The organism is Lentzea sp. NPDC037011, from assembly GCF_055607425.1.
The window spans coordinates 227,735-247,863 of record NZ_JBVJRT010000009.1 but is presented as its reverse complement, the minus strand read 5'-3'; the positions used below and the strand labels follow the sequence as shown (position 1 = coordinate 247,863).

18 protein-coding genes are annotated in these 20,129 nt (G+C 70.1%); 12 read left to right on the top strand and 6 right to left on the bottom strand.

The features are described 5' to 3' along the window. Nucleotides 1-18: 18 nt before the first annotated feature. The 3 genes from ACZ7CH_RS27720 to ACZ7CH_RS27710 all read left to right on the top strand — a co-directional run bounded on the left by ACZ7CH_RS27720 (nt 19) and on the right by ACZ7CH_RS27710 (nt 2,278). Nucleotides 19-1,212, top strand: a complete 1,194-nt coding sequence (locus ACZ7CH_RS27720) for an amidohydrolase (protein ID WP_470375300.1) — start codon at nt 19-21, stop codon at nt 1,210-1,212. A gap of 63 nt (nt 1,213-1,275) precedes the next feature. After that, a complete protein-coding gene (locus tag ACZ7CH_RS27715; protein WP_470375299.1) occupies nt 1,276-2,127 on the top strand; it encodes a helix-turn-helix domain-containing protein in 852 nt (283 codons plus the stop codon). Beyond that, complete coding sequence (locus ACZ7CH_RS27710) at nt 2,102-2,278, top strand: DUF397 domain-containing protein (protein ID WP_470375298.1); 177 nt, start codon at nt 2,102-2,104, stop codon at nt 2,276-2,278. Before ACZ7CH_RS27715 ends, ACZ7CH_RS27710 begins: the two co-directional genes overlap by 26 nt. A 5-nt stretch (nt 2,279-2,283) precedes the next feature. On the opposite strand, the gene ACZ7CH_RS27705 is transcribed toward ACZ7CH_RS27710, so the two are convergent. From ACZ7CH_RS27705 to ACZ7CH_RS27690, 4 genes are read right to left on the bottom strand one after another with little or no spacing between them, the layout of a single operon-like run. Continuing rightward, on the bottom strand, nt 2,284-2,580 hold the full coding sequence (locus ACZ7CH_RS27705) for a hypothetical protein (protein ID WP_360384745.1): 297 nt from the start codon (nt 2,578-2,580) through the stop codon (nt 2,284-2,286). A gap of 22 nt (nt 2,581-2,602) precedes the next feature. Then, nucleotides 2,603-4,213: a glycerol-3-phosphate dehydrogenase gene (gene glpD / locus ACZ7CH_RS27700; RefSeq protein WP_470375297.1), complete on the bottom strand. Its 1,611-nt coding sequence runs from the start codon at nt 4,211-4,213 to the stop codon at nt 2,603-2,605. Nucleotides 4,214-4,235: 22 nt separating this feature from the next. Then, nucleotides 4,236-5,753, bottom strand: coding sequence for a glycerol kinase GlpK (glpK, locus tag ACZ7CH_RS27695; protein ID WP_360384749.1), 1,518 nt, complete (start codon nt 5,751-5,753; stop codon nt 4,236-4,238). A gap of 33 nt (nt 5,754-5,786) precedes the next feature. Then, complete coding sequence (locus tag ACZ7CH_RS27690; RefSeq protein WP_360384751.1) at nt 5,787-6,542, bottom strand: MIP/aquaporin family protein; 756 nt, start codon at nt 6,540-6,542, stop codon at nt 5,787-5,789. Nucleotides 6,543-6,785: 243 nt separating this feature from the next. On the opposite strand from ACZ7CH_RS27690, the gene ACZ7CH_RS27685 reads away from it, so the two are divergent. Next, the gene (locus ACZ7CH_RS27685; RefSeq protein ID WP_470375296.1) at nt 6,786-7,550 is read left to right on the top strand and encodes an IclR family transcriptional regulator; all 765 of its coding nucleotides are present in this window, start codon (nt 6,786-6,788) and stop codon (nt 7,548-7,550) included. Between the two features lie 25 nt (nt 7,551-7,575). Then, nucleotides 7,576-9,069 (top strand): glycerol kinase GlpK, encoded by a 1,494-nt coding sequence (gene glpK, locus ACZ7CH_RS27680; protein ID WP_470375365.1) that lies wholly within the window; start codon nt 7,576-7,578, stop codon nt 9,067-9,069. A gap of 63 nt (nt 9,070-9,132) precedes the next feature. On the opposite strand, the gene ACZ7CH_RS27675 is transcribed toward glpK (ACZ7CH_RS27680), so the two are convergent. After that, nucleotides 9,133-10,509 (bottom strand): aminopeptidase P family protein, encoded by a 1,377-nt coding sequence (locus tag ACZ7CH_RS27675; RefSeq protein WP_360384755.1) that lies wholly within the window; start codon nt 10,507-10,509, stop codon nt 9,133-9,135. Nucleotides 10,510-10,616: 107 nt separating this feature from the next. On the opposite strand from ACZ7CH_RS27675, the gene ACZ7CH_RS27670 reads away from it, so the two are divergent. Further along, a complete protein-coding gene (locus ACZ7CH_RS27670) occupies nt 10,617-11,558 on the top strand; it encodes a LysR family transcriptional regulator (protein WP_470375295.1) in 942 nt (313 codons plus the stop codon). A 142-nt stretch (nt 11,559-11,700) separates the two neighbouring features. On the opposite strand, the gene ACZ7CH_RS27665 is transcribed toward ACZ7CH_RS27670, so the two are convergent. After that, on the bottom strand, nt 11,701-13,278 hold the full coding sequence (locus tag ACZ7CH_RS27665; RefSeq protein WP_360384759.1) for an MFS transporter: 1,578 nt from the start codon (nt 13,276-13,278) through the stop codon (nt 11,701-11,703). Nucleotides 13,279-13,705: 427 nt separating this feature from the next. On the opposite strand from ACZ7CH_RS27665, the gene ACZ7CH_RS27660 reads away from it, so the two are divergent. From ACZ7CH_RS27660 to ACZ7CH_RS27635, 6 genes are all read left to right on the top strand, one after another. Further along, the gene (locus ACZ7CH_RS27660) at nt 13,706-14,467 is read left to right on the top strand and encodes an ESX secretion-associated protein EspG (RefSeq protein WP_360384761.1); all 762 of its coding nucleotides are present in this window, start codon (nt 13,706-13,708) and stop codon (nt 14,465-14,467) included. 342 nt (nt 14,468-14,809) lie between these two features. Continuing rightward, on the top strand, nt 14,810-15,190 hold the full coding sequence (locus ACZ7CH_RS27655) for a hypothetical protein (RefSeq protein WP_360384763.1): 381 nt from the start codon (nt 14,810-14,812) through the stop codon (nt 15,188-15,190). Between the two features lie 43 nt (nt 15,191-15,233). Beyond that, nucleotides 15,234-16,907, top strand: coding sequence for a PPE domain-containing protein (locus ACZ7CH_RS27650; RefSeq protein ID WP_470375294.1), 1,674 nt, complete (start codon nt 15,234-15,236; stop codon nt 16,905-16,907). Then, nucleotides 16,904-17,659, top strand: coding sequence for an ESX secretion-associated protein EspG (locus ACZ7CH_RS27645; protein ID WP_360384767.1), 756 nt, complete (start codon nt 16,904-16,906; stop codon nt 17,657-17,659). The genes ACZ7CH_RS27650 and ACZ7CH_RS27645 overlap by 4 nt, the downstream gene beginning before the upstream one ends. A gap of 41 nt (nt 17,660-17,700) precedes the next feature. Continuing rightward, nucleotides 17,701-18,213 (top strand): YbaB/EbfC family nucleoid-associated protein, encoded by a 513-nt coding sequence (locus tag ACZ7CH_RS27640; RefSeq protein ID WP_360384769.1) that lies wholly within the window; start codon nt 17,701-17,703, stop codon nt 18,211-18,213. Between the two features lie 48 nt (nt 18,214-18,261). Continuing rightward, nucleotides 18,262-20,055 carry a WXG100 family type VII secretion target gene (locus ACZ7CH_RS27635; RefSeq protein ID WP_470375293.1) on the top strand — a complete coding sequence of 598 codons (1,794 nt, stop codon included), beginning with the start codon at nt 18,262-18,264 and terminating at the stop codon, nt 20,053-20,055. The last annotated feature ends 74 nt before the right edge of the window (nt 20,056-20,129 follow it).

The window sequence follows — 20,129 nt, the reverse complement described above, 5'->3', positions numbered from 1 at the left end:
CTGGGTTGGAACTGTGGCGTGACCCTCGACCTCGCCGCGCTCTACCGCGACCTGCACCGGCACCCCGAGCTGTCGTTGCAGGAGTTCCGCACCGCCGGAGTCCTCGCCGACGCACTGCGCCCCCTGGGCTACGCCGTCACGACCGGGGTCGGTGGCACCGGTGTGGTCGGCGTGCTGCGCAACGGTGACGGGCCCACCGTCCTGCTGAGGGCCGACATGGACGCCCTGCCGGTGCGCGAGGAGACCGGGCTGCCCTACGCCAGCACAGCGCGCGCGGTGGACGCCAACGGCGACGAACAGCCTGTGGCGCACGCGTGCGGCCATGACATGCACGTCACCTGTCTGGTCGGCGCGGCCGAAGCGCTCGCGAACACCCGTGACGAGTGGTCCGGCACGCTGCTCGTGGTCGGCCAGCCCGCCGAGGAGCTCGGCCGGGGCGCCCGGGACATGGTCGAGGACGGGCTGTTCGAGCGGTTCGGCACGCCGGACGTCGTGCTCGCCCAGCACGTCGCTCCCCTGCCCGCCGGGATGCTCGCTCACGGCAGCGGCCCGTTGATGGCGGCCAGCGACACCGTGAACGTCACCCTCTTCGGCCGCGGCGGTCACGGTTCGTCGCCGGAGACCGCTGTCGACCCCGTGCTGATGGCCGCGCACGTCGTCGTGCGGTTGCAAGGGATCGTCGCGCGCGAGATCTCCCCCAGCGAACGTGCGGTGGTCACGGTCGGCCAGATCCACGCCGGGACCAAGGAGAACGTCATCCCGGACACCGCCGGGCTGGGCATCAACATCCGGACGTTCAACGACCACACGAGCGGCATCATCCGCGACGCCGTCGAACGGATCGTGCGCGCCGAGGCCGCCGCCTCCGGTGCGCCGCGGGAGCCCGAGTTCGAGTGGCGGGACGCCATGCCGCCGCTCGTGTCGGACCCGGACGCCACGGCACGGATCGTGGCCGCGTTCACCGAGCACTTCGGTACCGAGCGCCTGATCCCCGGTGCGGTCGTCAGCGCCAGCGAGGACGTCGGCGTGTTCGGCACGGCCGTCGGCGCACCGACGGTCTTCTGGTTCCTCGGTGGAATCGACTTCAACGCGCGCACGCCCGACCCCGTGCCGATGAACCACTCCCCCGCCTTCGCACCCGATATCGAACCAACGGTGAAAACCGGCGTTGAAGCACTAGTGGTCGCCGCGAAAGCATGGCTTGATCACTAGCCCGCTGTTTTCACCCGAATGTGGCTATTACTTGTTCCAAAAACAAGCCATAGCGTATTTGGCATGACCGCGATGACCTCTACGGCCTACAGCCGAGACCTCGGCGACGAACTGCGCCGGCTCCGGGAAAAGTACACGACGATGACGGGCCGGGCGCTCGCGACCCAGCTGGGGTGGGACCCGAGCAAGGTCTCCAACGTCGAGAACGGCAAGGCGCGGGCGAGCGAGATCGACCTCGTCCAGTTCCTCACGGCCTGTGGCCAGAGCCTGGACTTCATCGAGACCTTCCGCCGCCGCTACACCAACGCCTTCAACACCTACTACGCGCAGATTCCTGACAACCTGCGCACGCTGGCCATGACGGAGTCCATGGCCACGAAGATCACGAGCTTCGAGGTCCTGAAGGCGCCCGGCCTGCTCCAGACGCGGGATTACGCGCGCCAACTCCTCCTCGACACCGCATACCACGAACCGGCGGAAGTCGAGAAATTCGTCGACCTCCGCATCGAACGGCAGACGATCCTCCGACGCCCCTTCCGCCCGGAATGTTTGTTCTACGTCCACGAGCTTGCACTGCAACTAATCCTGGGCGACGCGAAGCTCATGGAGGACCAGTACCTGCGTCTGCTGTTCAACACCCACATCATGCGAATCGTGCCCGACCGCTATCGGGCCGTCGCACTACAGGGAAAGACCACGTTGTACGAGTTCGACAAGGCCGACCCGATCACCTACAGCGAGTCGGACCTGGTGCAGGTGTTCGCGCAAGACCGTGCGGCCGTCGCGCGCACACGGCAGCTGTTCGACCATCTGGATGCTATCGCCTTGGACGAGGAACAATCGAAGAGCATGCTGACGGAGTACATCAGCGCTCTTCGAAAGGACTCCGATGACCCAGGACCGGACGTGGCGTAAGAGCACCTACAGCGGCGGCAACGGCTCGACTGACTGCGTGGAGGTCGCGCTGGCCCAGGACGCGTTCGTGCGGGACTCGAAGAACACCGGTGCCGAACTGGCGTTCTCCGGTCCCGCCTGGCGTGCCCTGGTCGGCTGGGTCGCCGAGTAGTCCGCTCAGCGGGCCGTGAGACCCGGCTGCAGCGGCAGCAGCGGTGCGACGACCCGCGCGAACGGCCCGCTCTGGGCCGTCGCGCCGGTCGGCACCGCGAACGGTGCGGCGGCGTCGAGCACGTCGGGCAGCCGGGCGTAGACCGCCCAGTGCTCGTCCCACGCCTGGATCACGTCGAGGTGGCCGCCGGGCAGGAACCGGGTCAGGTGCACCCCTGCGACCTGACCGGTGTTCCCGAGCAGTGGCAACAGCCGGAAGCCACCCTCCCGGCGCAACCTCTCGATCAGCTCCGTGCTCTGCATCGCACCGTCACATCTCCTACGCCTAGTGGGCGGCCAACTCTGCACTCTCCCGATAAGCGCGCACGGCGTCATCACGTTCGGCCGTGGTCCACCCGAGCGGACCAGCGACCAGATCGGCCACCCGGTCGACGACCGAGGCGCCGCCGTCGAGGTGTTCCACCGCGATTCGCGTCCGCCTGGCAAGGACGTCGTCGAGCGAAAGCGCTCCCTCGTGCGTCACGGCGTAGACGACCTCGGCGGCGAGGTGGCCGGCCACGTCCTCGGTTAGCGCCGGGTCCCGGGAGACCAGCGCGAGCACGTCGGAGATCGCCGAACCGTAGCGGCGCAGCAGTCGCTCCACAGTGGATGCGGACAGGCCGGACTCGGCGGCGACACGGGTCCGGTCTGCCCACAGCTCTTGGAAGCCAACGGCTCCGCACAGCGGCAGGCGCGCGGTCAGCGACGGCGCGACGGCCTTGCCCAGACCCGCGACGGCGGCGTTGACGACGTCGGCGGCCATCACGCGGTAGGTCGTGTACTTGCCGCCCGCGATCACGAAGAAGCCCGGTTCCGGCTGGGCCACGGCGTGTTCGCGCGACAGCTTCGCGGTGTCGCCGGACGCGCCGTCGAGCAGCGGGCGCAGACCCGCGTACATGCCGACGACGTCGTCGGCCGACACGCTGTCGCGCAGCACGGCGTTGACGTGGTCGAGGATGTAGGACACGTCCTCGGGGGACGCCGACACCGCGGCCGGGTCGCCGTCGTAGGGCGTGTCCGTGGTGCCGATGATCCAGTACGCGCCCCACGGGATCACGAACAGCACGCTCTTCTCGGTGCGCGTGATCAGGCCGCCGTCGAGCTGGATCCGGTCGCGCGGCACGAGGACGTGGACGCCCTTCGACATCCGCACGTGGAACGGCGGGGTGCCGGGGCTCATCGAGTTCAGCGAGTCGGTCCACACGCCGGTCGCACTGATCACGCGCCGCGCGCGCACCACGTGCGTCACACCGGTCAGCTCGTCGCGCACGGACGCGCCGGCAACACGGCCGCCGTTGCGCAGCAAGGAGGTGACCTTGGCGCGGGACAGCACGGTGGCGCCGTGCTGCGCCGCCGTGCGCACCAGCGTGGTGACGAGGCGAGCGTCGTCCACCTGCGCGTCGTAGTAGCGGATGGCGCCGGCGAACGCCGAGGTGTCGAGCGAGGGCGCGACCTCGGCCATCCGCCTGCGGGACAGGTGCCGGTGCATCGGGACCGCACCGGCACCGCCGATCGAGTCGTACAGCAGCACGCCCGCGCCGACGTAGGCGCGTTCCCACTGCTTCTCCAGCGGGAAGAGGAACGGCACCGGCCGCACCAGGTGCGGTGCGAGCCGGTGCAGCAGCAACCCGCGTTCCTTGAGCGCTTCGCGGACCAGCTTGAACTCCAGCTGCTCCAGGTAGCGCAGCCCGCCGTGGACGAGCTTGCTGGACCGGCTCGACGTCCCCGCCGCCCAGTCGTGGGCCTCGACCAGTGCGACCGAGAGACCTCTCGACGCCGCGTCCAACGCGGCACCCGCACCGACGACACCTCCACCGACGACGAGCACGTCGAACTCGGTGCCGTCCAGGGCAGCCAGCGAGTCGGCACGTCGAGCCGGATCCAGCCTTGCGAACACCTTCAACTCCCTCAGCAGAAAATCAGCGGACGTCGGCGTCGACCCAGTCGAACGACTTGGTCACGGCCTTCTTCCAGTTGCGGTACTGGCGCTCGCGCTCGTCGGCGTCCATCTCGGGCGCCCAGCGCTTGTCCTCGGACCAGTTGGCGCGCAGCTCGTCGAGCGAGGACCAGTAGCCCACCGCGAGACCGGCGGCGTAGGCGGCGCCCAGCGCGGTGGTCTCGGCGACGACCGGCCGGATCACCGGCACGTCCAGCACGTCGGCCTGGAACTGCATCAGCAGCTCGTTGGCCACCATGCCGCCGTCGACCTTCAACTCGGTCAGCGGCACGCCGGAGTCGGCGTTCATGGCGTCGAGGACCTCGCGCGTCTGGAAGGCGGTGGCCTCCAGGACGGCGCGGGCGATGTGGCCCTTGTTGACGAACCGGGTGAGGCCGACGACCGCACCGCGGGCGTCGGAGCGCCAGTACGGCGCGAACAGGCCGGAGAACGCGGGCACGAAGTACGCGCCACCGTTGTCCTCGACCGACTTCGCGAGCGTCTCGATCTCCGGCGCCGAGCCGATGATGCCGAGGTTGTCGCGCAGCCACTGCACCAGCGAACCGGTGACCGCGATCGAGCCCTCCAGGGCGTAGACCGGGGCCTCGTCGCCGATCTTGTAGCAGACCGTGGTCAGCAGGCCGTTCTTCGACGCGACCTTCTCCGTGCCCGTGTTGAGGAGCATGAAGTTGCCGGTGCCGTAGGTGTTCTTCGCGGTGCCCGGCTCGTAGCAGGCCTGGCCGAACGTGGCGGCCTGCTGGTCGCCCAGGATGCCGGCGATCGGCACGCCCTTGAGGACGCCGCCGGGGCCGCCGTGGCCGTAGACCTCCGAAGAGGACTTGATCTCCGGGAGCATGGACAGCGGGATGCCCATCTCCTCGGCGATCGTGGCGTCCCACTGCAGCGTGTCGAGGTCCATGAGCATGGTCCGCGACGCGTTGGTGACGTCGGTGGCGTGCACGCCGCCGTTGGGGCCGCCGGTGAGGTTCCACAGCGTCCACGTGTCGGTGTTGCCGAACAGCAGGTCGCCGGCCTCGGCGCGCTCGCGGGCACCCTCGACGTTGTCGAGGATCCAGCGGATCTTCGGACCGGAGAAGTAGGTGGCGAGCGGCAGGCCGACCTTGGCCTTGTAGCGGTCACCACCGCCGCCGAGCCGACCGAGCTCGTCCACGATGGCCTGGGTGCGGGTGTCCTGCCAGACGATCGCGTTGTAGACCGGCTGCCCGGTGTTCTTGTCCCACACGACGGCGGTCTCGCGCTGGTTGGTGATGCCGACCGCGGCGATGTCGCTCGTGTTGAGGTCGGCCGTGGCAAGCGCCTGGCCGATCACGAACCGGGTGTTCTCGGAGATCTCCACCGGGTTGTGCTCGACCCAGCCGGCCCGCGGGAAGATCTGCTCGTGCTCCTTCTGACCCACGGAGACGATGGAACCGCTGTGGTCGAAGATGATCGCCCTGGTGCTGGTCGTGCCCTGGTCGACGGCGAGGACGTACTGCGTCATCGAAACTGTCCTTTCGGGATGGTCAGAACACGGTCAGAACGCGAGAGCTGCGACGACACCGGCGAGCGCGCCGCCGAGGAGCGGGCCGACGACCGGCACCCAGGCGTACGCCCAGTCGGAGTCCTTCTTGCCGACGGCCTCACCGTCGGTGCCCTTGTAGGACAGCGGCAGGATGGCGTGCGCGATGCGCGGGCCGAGGTCACGGGCCGGGTTGATGGCGTAACCGGTCGGACCGCCGAGGGAGGCACCGATGCCGACGACCAGCATCGCGACGGCCAGCGGGCCGAGCTGGGTCGGGGTCTTGCCCAGTGCGAGGATCACGAAGACCAGGACGAACGTGCCGATGATCTCGCACACCAGGTTCCAGGCGTAGCTGCGGATCGCCGGGCCCGTGGAGAAGACGGCCAGCTTGAGGCCCTCGTCGGGCGTCTCGTCGAAGTGCGGCTTGTAGGCCAGCCACGCGAGGACGGCACCGAGGAACGCGCCGAGCATCTCGCCGGCGAAGTAGACGAGCGTCGAGCCGACGCCGACCGGCACACCGGGCGCGAACTCGGCCGCACCGCTGGTGAGGATGCCGACCGTCACGGCGGGGTTGAGGTGCGCCCCCGACTTGTACGCGATGTACACACCGGCGAAGACCGCGAGACCCCACCCGAAGTTGATCAACAGCCAGCCGCCGTCGAACCCCTTCGACTTGGCGAGCAGCACGTTGGCCACCACGCCCGCACCCAGCAACAGCAGGATGCCCGTACCGAGCACCTCGCTGAGGAACACTGTCCCGAGACCCACGCTGGCCTCCCATTCGTCCTTGAACGGCTGATCACCCCGTGGTGACTGCCGCGGAACGTAATGACCCGCGTCACGCCTGCTCAACGGGTGCTGTTCGACAATGTCGACACCGACCGGGTGCACTGCTGTGACCGACCGGTCACGCTGCGCTCAGACAAGGTGTTTCAGGCGCGTGTCCAGCGGTGACGCGGGTCGTAGCCGTTCGACATTGCCGACACGGGTCGTCTCAATTACGTTGCTCGCGTGCCGGGACCCATCCAGTCGATCGAACGCGCCGCAGCCGTGCTGCGGCTTCTCGCGCGCGGGTCCGGCCACCACGGTCTCACGGAGATAGCCGCCTCGCTCGGTCTGGCCCGCGGCACCGCGCACGGGATTCTCCGCACGCTGCAACGGGTCGAGTTCGTCGAGCAGGACTCCGCGACCGGCCGCTACCGCCTCGGTGCCGCCCTGCTGCACCTCGGGACGAGCTACCTCGACGCGAACGAGCTGCGTTCCCGATCGATCAACTGGGCCGACACGCTCGCCGCGCGCTCGGGTCAGGAGGTGCGGATCGGCATGCACCACGACGGCGCCGTGCTCGTCGTGCACCACGTGTTCCGCCCGGACGACTCGGTGCAGACGCTCGGCATCGGCGCGATGCTGCCGTTGCACGCGACCGCGCTGGGCAAGGTGCTGCTCGCCTACGACCCGGACCTGTCGGCGGCAGCGCGCAAACGGGAGCTGACGTCGCTGACCCGCCGCACGATCACGCGCACGCAGGCGTTGGAGCGGGTGCTGACCGAGGTGCGCGCGCAGGGCTGGGCGAGCGAGGCGGAGGAGTACATGCCGGGTGAGGCGAGCATCGCCGCGCCGATCCGCATCCCCGGCGGCCTCGTGGTCGGCGCGATCGGCATCTCCGGCGCCGTGGACCGGCTCTGCGACTCCACCGGCCGGCCGCGCACGGCGCTGGTGCGCCAGGTCGTGCAGGCCGCCGACGCGGTCACCACCTCACTGGTCGACGAGAACTGAGAGGACCGGCGTGCAACGCTTCGTGATGGCGATCGACCAGGGCACGACGTCGACCCGGTGCATCGTGTTCGACCAGAACGCCCGCCTGGTCGCGGTCGCCCAGCGCGAGCACCGCCAGTACCGCCCGCGGCCGGGCTGGGTCGAGCAGGACGCCGTGGAGATCTGGCGCAACGTCGACCGGATCATGCCGCAGGCGTTGCGGCAGGCGGGGATCACCGCCGACCAGGTCGTGGCGCTGGGCATCACGAACCAGCGCGAGACGTTCGTGGCGTGGGACCGGCACACCGGTGTCCCGGTGGGACGCGCGATCGTGTGGGAGGACATCCGCACCGAGGAGCTCGTCGCGCGACTGGAGGGGCAGCCGGGCATCGAGGAGGTCCGCGAACGCTGCGGCCTGCCGCTCGCGACCTACTTCTCGGCGCCGTCGCTGCGGTGGCTGCTTGACACCGTGCCGGGCGTGCGCGAGCGGGCGTCCCGCGGTGACGTGCTGTTCGGGACGATGGACACCTGGCTGATCTGGAACCTCACCGGCGGTGTGAACGGCAGCCTGCACGTCACCGACGTGACCAACGCGTCCCGCACGATGCTGATGAACCTCAGCACCCGCCAGTGGGACCCGATGCTGCTGGACTTCTTCGGCGTGCCCGCGGCGATGCTGCCGGAGATCCGGCCGTCGTCGGAGATCTCCGGTGTGACGGCGCGGGTGGTGCCGGGCATCCCGATCACGGCGGCGCTGGGCGACCAGCACGCGGCGCTGTTCGGGCAGACGTGCTTCGAGAAGGGCTCGATCAAGGGCACGTACGGCACCGGTGGGTTCCTGCTGATGAACACCGGCACCGAGCTGGTGCGGTCGAAGCACGGCCTGCTGACCACGATCGGGTACCAGATCGGTGGTGAGCCGACGTACGCGCTGGAGGGCTCGATCGCCGTCGCCGGATCGCTCGTGCAGTGGTTCCGCGACAACCTCGGCCTGATCCACTCCGCGCCGGAGATCGAGACGCTGGCCCGCACGGTGAAGGACAACGGCGGCTGCTACATCGTGCCGGCGTTCTCCGGGTTGTTCGCGCCGCACTGGCTCGCACAGGCGCGTGGGATCGTCGTCGGCTTGACGTCGTACATCAACAAGGGGCACCTGGCGCGGGCGGTGCTGGAGGCGACCGGGTGGCAGACGCGTGAGGTGGTCGACGCGATGAACGCCGACCTGGGCGCGCCCACGCCGGTGCTCAAGGTGGACGGCGGCATGACCGCCGACCACCTGCTGATGCAGTTCCTCGCGGACGTGCTGGACATCCCGGTGATGCGGCCGCTGGTGGCCGAGACCGTGTCGCTGGGCGCGGCCTACGCCGCCGGGCTCGCCTCCGGCTACTGGCCGGACCTGGAGGGGTTGCGGCGCAACTGGCACCTGGCCGCGCGGTGGAACCCCGTGATGGACGCGGCGCACCGGGAGAACGAGTACGCGAACTGGAAGCGGGCCGTGGAACTGACGTTCGCCTGGGCCCGCTCGACCCCGTCCGCTTAGGCATCTGCAAGTACTGCCAACCACCACGTTGGTAGTACTTGCAGATGCTCCAACAGCAGGGGGCTAGGCGCGGTTTGACCGCACCCAGGCCGCGATCTCGTCCGCGTCGATCGGCAGCGCGTCCGACAGGACGTCGGCGCCGTCGCCGGTCACGACCAGGTCGTCCTCCAGCCGCACGCCGATGCCGCGCAGCTCCGGCGGCAGCGTCTCGTCGTTCGGGTGGAAGTACAGGCCCGGCTCGACGGTCAGCGCCATGCCGCGTTCGAGGATGCCCTGCTGGTAGGTCTCCTGACGGGCGTCGGCGCAGTCGTGCACGTCCAGGCCGAGGAAGTGCCCGGTGCCGCAGACGATGTAGCGGCGGTGGTGCTGGCCGGACGGGTCGAGCGCCTTGTCGACGCTCACCGGCAGCAGGCCCCAGTCGTGCAGGCCCTCGGCGAGCACGCGCATGGCGGTGTGGTGGAAAGCGCTGTAGTCGTTGCCCGGCTTGACTTCCGCGAGCGCGGCGACGTGCGACCTGAGCACGAGGTCGTACACCTGGCGCTGGGCCGCGCTGAACTCGCCGCCGACCGGCAGCGTGCGGGTGACGTCGGCGGTGTAGAGGGTCTTGGTCTCCACGCCGGCGTCGAGCAGCAGCAGGTCGGCGTCGCTCACCTTGCCGTCGCAGCGGGTCCAGTGCAGCACCGGGGCGTGCGGTCCGGACGCGACGATGGAGGTGTATCCGGGCCCGTTGCCCTCCGTGCGCGCGCGGCGGTCGAACGTGCCCTGCAACCAGCGCTCTCCCCCGCCGCGCACGGCCTGGCCGAGCTCGCCCGCGACGTCGAGGAAGCCCCTGACCGTGGCGTCCACGGCCTGGCGGAGCTGGTCGACCTCCCAGTCGTCCTTGATCCGCCGCAGCTCGGACAGCACGGTCCGCAGCTCGTCGCTGTGCGAGCCGGTGAGCGCGTCCAGCAGCGGGTCGACGCCCTTGGCGGTGAGCGTCTCGGGGTGGCGGCCCTGGAGCGCGCGCGGCAGGTCCTCGATCGGGCGCACGGTGAGGTCGAGGGCCTCGGACCACTCCTTCGTGCCCGCCGCGGCACCGATCCAGAACGGGCTGCGGTCCGCGTCACCGAAGAAGTCCACGGTGTGCGGCTCGGACGGCGTCGGCACGAACAGCGTGGCGTCGTCGTTCTCGACCACGACGACCGCGCCCTCGACCTGGCAGCCGGTCAGCCACACGAAGTCGCTGTCCGCGCGGAACTCGTGGAACGTGTCGTTCGAACGCACGTGGGCGCGTCCGGCGGCGAGGGCGATGCGCCGGCCGGGGAGCTGCGCGGCGAGCTTGGCCCGGTGCTGCGCCGCGGCCTCCTTCGCGCCCGCCGGGAGGTCGATGGGGTTGTCCCACTCGCCCCAGCCGTCGCGGATGTAGGTGCGGAAACCGTCCGCGTCCACCAGTTTCGCCATGTCACGGCGTGTGCGGGCCAATTCTCGTCCTTCCGGGGGTCTGTTTTCCCACAGCCTCCGCCGAACGGAGGGCTTCCGCCCATCCGACTTGGAGATAGCCTCGTCCTATGGAACTGGAGATCCGCCACCTGCGGGCCATCTGCGCCATCGGCGACGCGGGCAGCCTCTCCCGCGCGGCGACCCAGCTCGGCATCTCCCAGCCGTCCCTCACCACCCTGCTGCAACGGGTGGAACGCCTGGTCGGAGGCCGGTTGTTCGACCGAGGACGGGCCGGCGCGGAGCCCACACCGCTGGGTGTGCAGATGCTGCAACGCGCGCGGTTGCTGCTGGTGGAGCTGGACGCGTTCGGTGCGTCCGTGGCCGGTCGTGGCGGGCCGGTGCGGTTCGGTTCCGTGCACATGGAGTGCGTCACGAGGTTGTACACGCGCCTGGAGGAAGCGCTGGAGGACGTCACGCTGCACGTCGATCCGTCGTCCACGGGCCTTGCGCTGGCGTTGGCCAACGGCCACCTCGACGCCGCCGTGATCGCGGTCGACGAGGACGGCGACCTGGGCTTGCCACGCGGCGTGGCGCAACGGGTCGTGGTGCCGTGGGTGCCCGTGCACATCGCATTGCCCGCCTCCCACCCGTTGGCCTCTCGGTCCGAAGTCGAGCTGGCGGACCTCGCCGGTGAGGCGTGGGTGGGGCCGCCGGGTGCCGAGGACGGGTCGCTGACGGCGTTGCGCGCGGCCTGCCGGGCCGTCGGGTTCGTGCCGAAGATCCGGTTCGAGGTGCCCAGCGGTGCCGGGCGGCAGCTGATCGCGGCGGGCAAGGCGGTGCAGCTGGTCGAGCCGACCTCGCGGGGCGGACAGGGCGTGACCGTGCGGCCGCTGGCGGGGGCGCCGATGCGGCTGAGGGTGGTGTTCTGCTGGCGGCGGGAGCGGCTGACCTGGGACCAGGCCAGCCGCATGTTCACCGACGTGCTGGAGGCGTACGCCGCCGCCGCGCTGGCCAGCCCGGCGTTCCGGCCGTGGTGGGAGGAACGCGGCGCGGCCCTCACAGCGAGCTGAGCCAGCCGTACTGCTCAACGCGCACGAGGGCGGCTGATCGCATCGAGGTCCTCCGCAGGGGTGTGAGGTGTTCGGTAGCGTCACACCGCCCGCAGGCCGGGGAGCATCCCTACTCGGCATAGCCTGCCACTATGGGAGCGTCTCACTCCGGCTTCGTGGGCTGCGCGAACAGCAGGTGCCGCACCCGCGGCTCCTCGCGCGCCAGCTCACGGGCGATCCCCTGGTTCTGCTGGTCCACGACGGTCCCGCGCTCCAGGTGCTGCCGCAGGTGCTCCTGCCAGGTGGCCACGGTGAACGTCTCCAGGAACACGTCCGGCTGCTCGGTGTCGCGGAACAGCCCCCACATCGTCGCCCCGGTGCGGCGGCGGGCGCGGCCGACCTTCTGCATGGCGTCGACGAACCGGTCGTGGTTCTCGGGGGCGACGGGCCATTCGACGGTGACCAGGACCGGACCCGCGTCGGTGTCGTCGAGCTGGGGCGGTTCGTTCCAGTAGGTGGCGGGGGTGACGTCGAGCGGGCGGTCGATCAGGGGCCACCAGCGGGTGGCGACCAGTGCCAGCACGGCCATCGCCACCGCGGGGACGATCATGGCGGGGTGCAGGCCGTAGACGTCGGCGACGGTGCCCCACAGGACGGCGCCGAGGGCCTGGCCGCCCATCAGGATCAGCTGGTAGTAGGCGAGCGCGCGGGCCCTGGTCCAGGCGGGGAGCAGGACCTGGGCGATGGCGTTGAAGGTCGACAGGGTGGCGATCCAGCAGGCACCGGTCAGCAGCATCGCGACGATGACCAGCGGGAAGCTGCCGACCAGCACCGAGGTGCTCGTGGCCAGCGCGTAGACCAGCGTGGCGCCCAGCACCATGCTGTTCTTGCTCATGCGCTGCAACAGTTTCGGCACGACGAAGGCACCACCGATCGCCCCCGCGCCGACGCTGCCGAGCAGGACGCCGTAGCCGCCGGCGTCGAGACCCAGGGGGCCGCGGGCGATGGCGGGCAGCAGCGCCCACAGCCCGCTGCCGAAGACGATGAACACCAGCAGCCGGGTGAGCACCCGGCGGAACAGCGGTGAGCTGGCCACGTAGCGGGCGCCGGTGCGCACGGCGGTGGCGATGTGCTCGGTCCCGAGTGGACGGTGGTCGGACGGGCGGCGCCAGCGGGCCAGGACGATCAGCACGCCCAGGAACGACACGGTGTTGAACGCGAACGTCGCCTCCGGACCGGCCAAGGCGATCAGCAGACCGCCGAGCGCGGGGCCGATGGCGCGGCCGACGTTCATGTTGACGCCGTTGAGCAGCGCGGCCTGCGGGATCTCCTCGCGGCTGACCAGCTCCGGCTGGATCGCCTGGAACGACGGCATCGACAGCGCCTGGCCCATCGCCATCAGTGCGAGCAGCGCGAGCAGGCTCGACGGGGTCGCCCGGTCGGTGCCGGTGAGCAGCATCAACCCGGCGGCGCCTGCCAGCATGAGCGCCTGGCCCGCGAGCAGGACCCGGCGGCGGTCGAGGATGTCGCCGAGCGCGCCGGAGGGCACCACCAGCAGGAACACCGGCAGGGTGGTGGCCGTCTGGACGAGCGCGACCTGCAGCGCGCTGCCGCCCAGGTCGCCCATGAGCCACTGGGCGCCGACGGTCTGCGCCCACGTTCCGATGTTGCTGGCGAACTGGGCCAGCCACAGGGCCCGGAAGGCGCTGCGGCGCAGGGGCGCCCACGCGGAGACGGTCACGCTCCGATCTTCACACCTGCGGGTGCGGGTCGCCGACCGCCAGGACAACACCTTCGGTTTGCGCTGAAATCATCAAACGCACGAGAAATGAGATTCGGGCACCCCCGTTGTCGCTAACGGGTTCGTATCGGCGCCCCCCCAAATGGATGTGATTTGCATCACTACGACTCACCTGAAGCACCCCGCCGGAATCGACGAGCAACCAGTTCGCGTCGACACGGAGCGCGACTTGGCAGCGCTCCCAGACCCTGGTCTCACGCGGGCTTCCCAGGCCTGGCGACACGGAAGCGGGCCGAATGCGGGCAGTGCGGCGGATCGTGAACATTCCGTCTCAACCGGGTACGCAACCCCACAATGATGAACGCCCGAGCCGTTCCTGCTCGATACTGCGCGCAACGCAGGCAGAGCAGAAAGGTTCCGAGCACTCGTGATCACGCCCGAGTACTTGCTGTCGACCCGCGAGTTCGAGGTGCTGTGGCAGACGCTGCGGCTCGGCAGAATGCCGTACCCGCTCGACGTGCCCAGCGAAGGAGCTACCGCGAGCGAGCTCACAGCGTTGCAGGAACGGACGATCGCGGACCTGCGGAGGCGCGGGCTCGCCGATGACGCGCGGCTCGAGGACCTGATGCGCCTGCTCGGCGAGCACGACGTGTCCGTGGACGCCGTCGCCGGGCTCGACCGGACCGTGCGGGCGCTGGCCGCCTCCGACGGCAACGAGGGCGTGCTGGCCGTGATCGACGGTGACGCCGTCGGCCTGTCCGAGATCAGGCCCACCGCGCTGGCCCGCGAGATCGTGCGGGTCCTGCCCCACGGCGTTGCCGGACCCGGCAGCGCGCTGTCGGTGCGGCTGGAGACGTTGCAGCAGGCCGTGGCACTGCAGGAAGCCGAGCAGGACGAGGAGTCCGAGGACCCGTGGGGTGCGGCGGACGACGAGCTCGACGACCGCCAGGCACTGCTCAGGGCGGGGTTGTCCGCGCAGGACGCGCGCCAGATGGACGAGCTCGCGGCGAACCGCGTGGCAGGCGGCCAGTTCGGCGTGACGCACGGCCGGCACCGCGCCGACGTGGTGATCAACTGGTTCGACACCCACCAGGGCCGCTACCTCATGGTCCGCTCCGACGGGTGGCTCAGCCTGTCCCCCACCGACAACGACCGGATCGCCATGCGGATCGACTCCGTGCTGACGTGACCGGCCGCGGCCTGATCGGATCGGGCAAGTCGGGCTTCCACGGGAACGCCCGCGTTCCGCTAACCTCAAGACAGCCCTAAATCACACATTCAGACCACTGTGACTTCGGTCACACCGGCCCTGTCGAGGGCAGATCCAATGGCGTGGACGGAGATCGAAAGCCCGAGCGGGCAACGTCCCGAGAGCGCTTCCACAACCTGCGGAAACGACATGCTTGTTACAGTCCGTTCATCTGGAGCCGGCGGTTTCCCTCCACTGCAACGCTTTGCGCGGACAAGTCTCAATTGGGACAGGCCTGGAACGGAACGCGCGATGTGCGAAAAGACCCCCGATACTGCCCGCATGTACATCGTCGGTGACAAAGAGGCTGTCCCGCTCGGCGAGACCGTCTCCTCGGGGCAGGTTCAGCTCGACCCGGCAGCGGGTGAGGAGCTCCGCAAGCAGTTCCAGGCCCAGATAGACCAGGTCGACTCCTGGATCGAACGCGCGACCAGCAGCATCGCCCGCCCGGCTCCGCTCGGAGCGAACCCGGTCGGCGACAAGATGCGCGACAAGTTCACCCACCGCGCGGACGGCGAGCAGTACTCGTTCGTCAGCGTCATGACCGCGTACCGCACGGTTCTCGAGCAGACGAAGAACTCGATCGTCGAGGCGATCGAGAACTTCACCCGCCTCGACGAGGACCAGCAGGCCGAACTGAAGAAGCACATGGGCAACAGCTGATCTTGTGGCCAGTTGACCCAACGACGTGAGAGGCGAGCCGGTCATGCCCCCCGAGACCGTCCCGAGCGACATCGAGAACGTCCCGGTCCTCACGGACCCGCAGAACTGGGCGTCTCGTTCGCACCAAGAGCTGTACGCCGCGGTGCACAACAACAACGACCCCGGTCAAGCCGGCCAGATCAGCTCCGACTGGGGCAAGTACGGCACCGAGCTGACCGAGGCGTCGCGCACCATCAACTCGGTCATCGCGGCGTCGGAGTCCAGGTGGACCGGTGACGCCGCCGAGGCCGCCCGAGCCGCGATGAAGAAGCTCGGGGACTGGGTCGACGAGACCGCTCGCACCGCGGTCGAGGTCGGCGCCAAGGTCGCGGACCAGGGCCGCGTCATGGAGAACGCCCGCGCGCAGATGCCCCAGCCCGTCCAGTTCGACTGGAACAAGGCGGCGGCCGCGCTGTCGCAGCCGGGCACGCCCGCGTTCGTGCTGGCCTCAGCGGACATCGCGCTGGCCAACGCCGCCTCGCGCGCGGCGCACGAGCAGGCCGTCACCGTGATGACGGACATGGAGAACAACTCCCGCCAGATCGACTCGACGACCCCGACCTTCAAGCCGCCGTTCAACCCGAACACCGGCCAGGTCGAGCAGCCGGTGATGGCGGTGCGGCGCATGGGAGACGTGCCCACGCTCAACGGCAACGCGGACGCTCTCACGGCGACGCACGCGCAGAGCGGCGCCGGTGTGGCCGCTCCCCCGTCCCCCGCGGGTGCCGGAACCGGAGCCGGCGCCGGCACCACGACCGGGACCCAGCCCGCCGCGGCGGCCTACACGCCGACCGCGCCCGGCTACACCGGTGCCGGAAACGGCGGTGGCGGTGGCGCCGGCGCGAACTACACGCCGCAGATGCCCGGCTACAACCCCGGCAACACGAGCACCAACACCTCGGCGGCGTACACGCCGACCGCGCCGGGCTACACCCCGCAGCTGGGTGGCAACTCCGGCAACACGTACCCGAGCGGCAGCGGTGGTGGCGGCGGCAGCTACACCCCGACCGCGCCGGGCTACACGCCGCAGCTCGGCGGCACCGGCACCGCCAGGCCCGGCGGCGGCCAGAACCAGAACATCCCCAGGACCCCGGTGGTCGGCAGGGACATCGCGAACCCGAACTACACCCCGCAGAACCCCGGCTACACGCCGCAGAACCCCAAGGGTCCCGCGGCGTACACGCCCACCGCGCCCGGCTACAACGGCCCCGGCGGTGCGGGCGGTGGAGCCGGCGGTGGCGGCGGAGCCGGTGGCGGTGGCGGAGCCGGTGGCGGTGGCGGCATGAAGGGCGGCCCGATGCCGTACACCCCGCAGATGGGCGCGGGTGGCGGTGGTGGCGCCGGCGGCGGTGCGTTCGGCGGTGGCGCGGGTGGTACCGCGGGTGCCGGTGGCGCGATGCAGTCCGGTGGCGCGGCGGGTGTCCAGAACGCGGCCCGCGGCGGCATGCCGATGGGCATGGGTCCCGGTGGCGCCGCGGCGGCCGGTGCCGGCATGGGTGCGGGCGCGCCGATGGGTGGCGCTCCGGGCGGCGGCGGCAGGGGCGAAGAGGACAAGGAACACCGCTCCGCCAGCTTCATCATGGGCGGCGACCTGTTCGAGGTCCCCGGTGAGAACCTGCCCCCGTCGGTGATCGGTGCCGCGAAGGTCAAGAAGCCGAAGGGGGCAGAGCCCGCGTGATCACGCCTGAGTTCCTGCTCACGCCGCGCGAGTTCGACGTCCTGTGGCACGCGCTGGACCTCGGCAGCGTGCCCTACCCGCTGGACGTGCCCAGCGAGGGCGCGACGGAGCAGGAACGCCGTGTGCTGACCGAGAGGACGCTCGAGGACCTGCGCTCGCGCGGTCTCGTCGACAACGAGCGCCTCGAAGGTCATCTGCGGCTGCTCGACGACCACCGGGTGTCCGTGGACGCCGTGGCCGGACTCGACCGCACGGTGCGGGCGCTCGCCGTCTCGAACGGCGAGCGCGCCGCGCTCGCGATCATCGACGACGACCGGGTGGGGCTGCTCGGAATCCGGGAGACCGGCATCGCCCGCGAGATCGTCAAGGTCCTGCCCGACGCCGTGCCCGGTCCGGGCACGGCGGTGAACGTGCGGGTCCAGTCGCTGCAGGACGCCGTGGCGCTGCAGGAGACCGAAGGGGCCAAGTCCGCGGACGACCTGTTCGGCGAGGGCGGGGTGGACGACCAGGAGGCGCTGCGGCAGGCCGGTCTGTCCGCCCAGGACGCCAAGCAGTTCGACGAGCTGGCCTCGAACCGCGTCGCGGGTGGCCAGTTCGGCGTCACCCTCGGCCGGGAGCGGTCGGGTGTCGTCATCAACTGGTTCGACACCCACCAGGGCCGTTACCTGATGGTCAACTCGGACGGCTGGCTGAGCCTCTCGCCGACCGACAACGACCGCATCGCAACCCGTATCAACGCTGTGCTCGCGTGATCTGACGCGTCTCAGTTGAACCGCCGCCGCCGGAGGACCGTGTGAACCCCGCGAACCCCACCCAGTGGGTCGAAGAGTACGAGGCCAAGCTGGCCGACCTGAAGAAGAAGTCGGAGGACCTCACGGAGAACTTCGCGGCCGCCTCCGCCACCGTGTCGTCCAAGGACGGCTCGGTGACCGTCACGGTGGGCCCGAACGGAGGCCTGCAGAACCTGCAGCTCGGGCACCGCGCGGTCGAGCTGGGCGCCGCCCGGCTCACCGCGGCGATCCTGGAGACGGCGCGGCAGGCCCAGAAGCAGGCGGCGTTGCAGGTCCTGGAGCTCTTCAAACCGCTCGGCGAGGGCACCGAGGCCTACCAGATGGTCTCGGACTCCATCCCGGACGACGACGAAGCCGAGGACACCGGCGACACCTATGACGAGATCGACGACGATCCGGAACCGGCCCCTGCGGCACCGCCGGCATCCCGGCCCGCGGCGGCTCCCCAGCCGCCGCCCGTCCGCGGCAGGCGCCGCGCGGACGACGACGATGACGACGACAACCAGCCCTGGTAAGGAACAGCGATGACCGCGCCGGAAACTCCACTCCCGTCTCCTCCCGGGATGAACATCACCGAGGAGAACAAGCTCAAGGGCTCGCTGTTCATCGAGGCCTACGGCAGCCTGATCGACGGCATCAGCAAGGACGCCGAGAGCGAGACCGAGAAGGCCCTGGACATCACGTTCAACGCCATCGGCGCCGCCTCCGCCACGGTGATGCTCGCGATCGACCCGCTGGGCAGCATCATCGGTGCCGGCGTCGGCTGGCTGATCGAACACGTGTCGTTCCTGCGCGACGCCCTGAACCAGCTGATGGGCAACCCGGAGGAGATCCAGGCCAACGTCGAGGCGACCAAGGCCCGTGCCGCCGAGCTGCGCGTGCTGGCCGAGGACCACAAGAGCGGTCTCGCGACGTTCGACGGCTGGACCGGTCAGTCCTCCGAGCGCTTCAAGACGTCCATGGACTCCATGTACCAGGAGCTCGACGACCTGGCCAACGCCGTCGAGACCAAGGCCAAGATCACCGCGATCATGGGCATGCTGGTCACGGTGCTGCGCGACATCGTGCGCGACCTGATCGCCCAGCTGATCGGTTCGCTGATCGGTGGCGCGATCCTCGCCGCCGCCGCGATGATCCCGACGTTCGGCGCCTCGATCCCGATCTTCATCGGCTTCGCCGTCGGCAAGGCCGTCGCGCTCGGCGTCAACATCGCCTCGCGCGTCGCCCGCGTCGTCGCCGCGCTCGCCCGTCAGATGAAGCGCATCGGCGACCTCGACGAGATCATGAAGAAGGTCAGCAAGGGCTGGGAGCGGTTCGAGAACTCCGCCGACGCCGCCGAGATCACCTACGAGGGCTACAAGGCCCAGGACGGCGTCAACGACAAGATCGACGAGGCGCTCCAGAACAAGCAGGGCGGTGGCGGCGGCACGGCTCCGGGTGCCACCACCGGTGAGACCACCACGGGCACGACCGGCACCGCCACGGCGACGCTGCAGAACTCGGTGCGCCTCGCCGACGCCGAGCCGACGCAGGCCCGCATGGCGGTGCACCAGGCAGAGCAGTTGCAGCCGACCCATGCCGTGCGGGCGATGCAGGCGGAACCGCTCCAGGCGACTCACGCCGTGCGGGCCATGCAGGCGGAGCCGTTGCAGCCGACTCACGCCGTGCGGGCGCTGCAAGCGGAGCCGTTGCAGCCGTTGCAGCCGTTCCAGCACGCCGAGCCGATGCAGCCCCTGCAGCGCGTTGAGGCGATGCACGCCGTCGAGCCGATGCAGGCCGTGCACCGCACCGAGGCGGTTCAGCCGTTGCAGCCCATGCAGCGCGCCGAGGCCGTGCAGGCGCCCATGGCGTTCCAGCGCGGCGAGGCCGTCGAAGCGCCCATGGCGTTCCAGCGCGCCGAAGCGGTCCAGGCCCCGATGGCGTTCCAGCGCGCGGAGGCCGTGGAGGCTCCTGTGGCGTTCTCCCGCGGCGTCGCTTCGGACTCCACGATGGTGTCCGGCGTCAGCATGACCTCGGGCGGCTCGCTGCACGAGGCCGTGCAGCCGATGCAGGCGCGTGAGGCCTACACGAGCGCGGACACGCAGTCCGAGCCGTTGCAGCAGACCACGGCCTATGAACCGCTCGCGCGCACGCAGGTGTCGCACGCGTACGACGGTCTCGAACCGTCGCAGCCGCGTGAGGCCTACTACGCCACGGGCATCGAGGCCGAGTCCGCCGTCTACGAGAACGTCAACCCGCTCGTGGCGAACGAGCCGTTGCGCGCGGTCGCCGCCTTCGAGGTGGACGCTCAGGCCAGCGGTGCGGCGGCGGAGCCGGTGCAGCCGACGTTCCAGCGTTCCGTCCGGCCGACCGAGTAAGTCCAGCCAACAGCCGGGATCCGAGGTCCCGCCTTGTTCTGACGCAGTACTGGAGAAGCACCGCCCATGGCCAA

Excerpts from the sequence above, each read along its gene's own strand:
- ACZ7CH_RS27655 (WP_360384763.1), top strand. The coding sequence starts at position 14,810 with ATGTACATCGTCGGTGACAAAGAGGCTGTCCCGCTCGGCGAGACCGTC.
- ACZ7CH_RS27705 (WP_360384745.1), bottom strand. The coding sequence starts at position 2,580 with ATGCAGAGCACGGAGCTGATCGAGAGGTTGCGCCGGGAGGGTGGCTTC.
- ACZ7CH_RS27710 (WP_470375298.1), top strand. The coding sequence starts at position 2,102 with ATGACCCAGGACCGGACGTGGCGTAAGAGCACCTACAGCGGCGGCAAC.
- ACZ7CH_RS27635 (WP_470375293.1), top strand. The coding sequence starts at position 18,262 with ATGAACATCACCGAGGAGAACAAGCTCAAGGGCTCGCTGTTCATCGAG.
- ACZ7CH_RS27715 (WP_470375299.1), top strand. The coding sequence starts at position 1,276 with ATGACCGCGATGACCTCTACGGCCTACAGCCGAGACCTCGGCGACGAA.
- ACZ7CH_RS27675 (WP_360384755.1), bottom strand. The coding sequence starts at position 10,509 with ATGGCGAAACTGGTGGACGCGGACGGTTTCCGCACCTACATCCGCGAC.
- ACZ7CH_RS27650 (WP_470375294.1), top strand. The coding sequence starts at position 15,234 with ATGCCCCCCGAGACCGTCCCGAGCGACATCGAGAACGTCCCGGTCCTC.
- ACZ7CH_RS27670 (WP_470375295.1), top strand. The coding sequence starts at position 10,617 with ATGGAACTGGAGATCCGCCACCTGCGGGCCATCTGCGCCATCGGCGAC.
- glpK (WP_360384749.1), bottom strand. The coding sequence starts at position 5,753 with ATGACGCAGTACGTCCTCGCCGTCGACCAGGGCACGACCAGCACCAGG.
- glpK (WP_470375365.1), top strand. The coding sequence starts at position 7,576 with ATGGCGATCGACCAGGGCACGACGTCGACCCGGTGCATCGTGTTCGAC.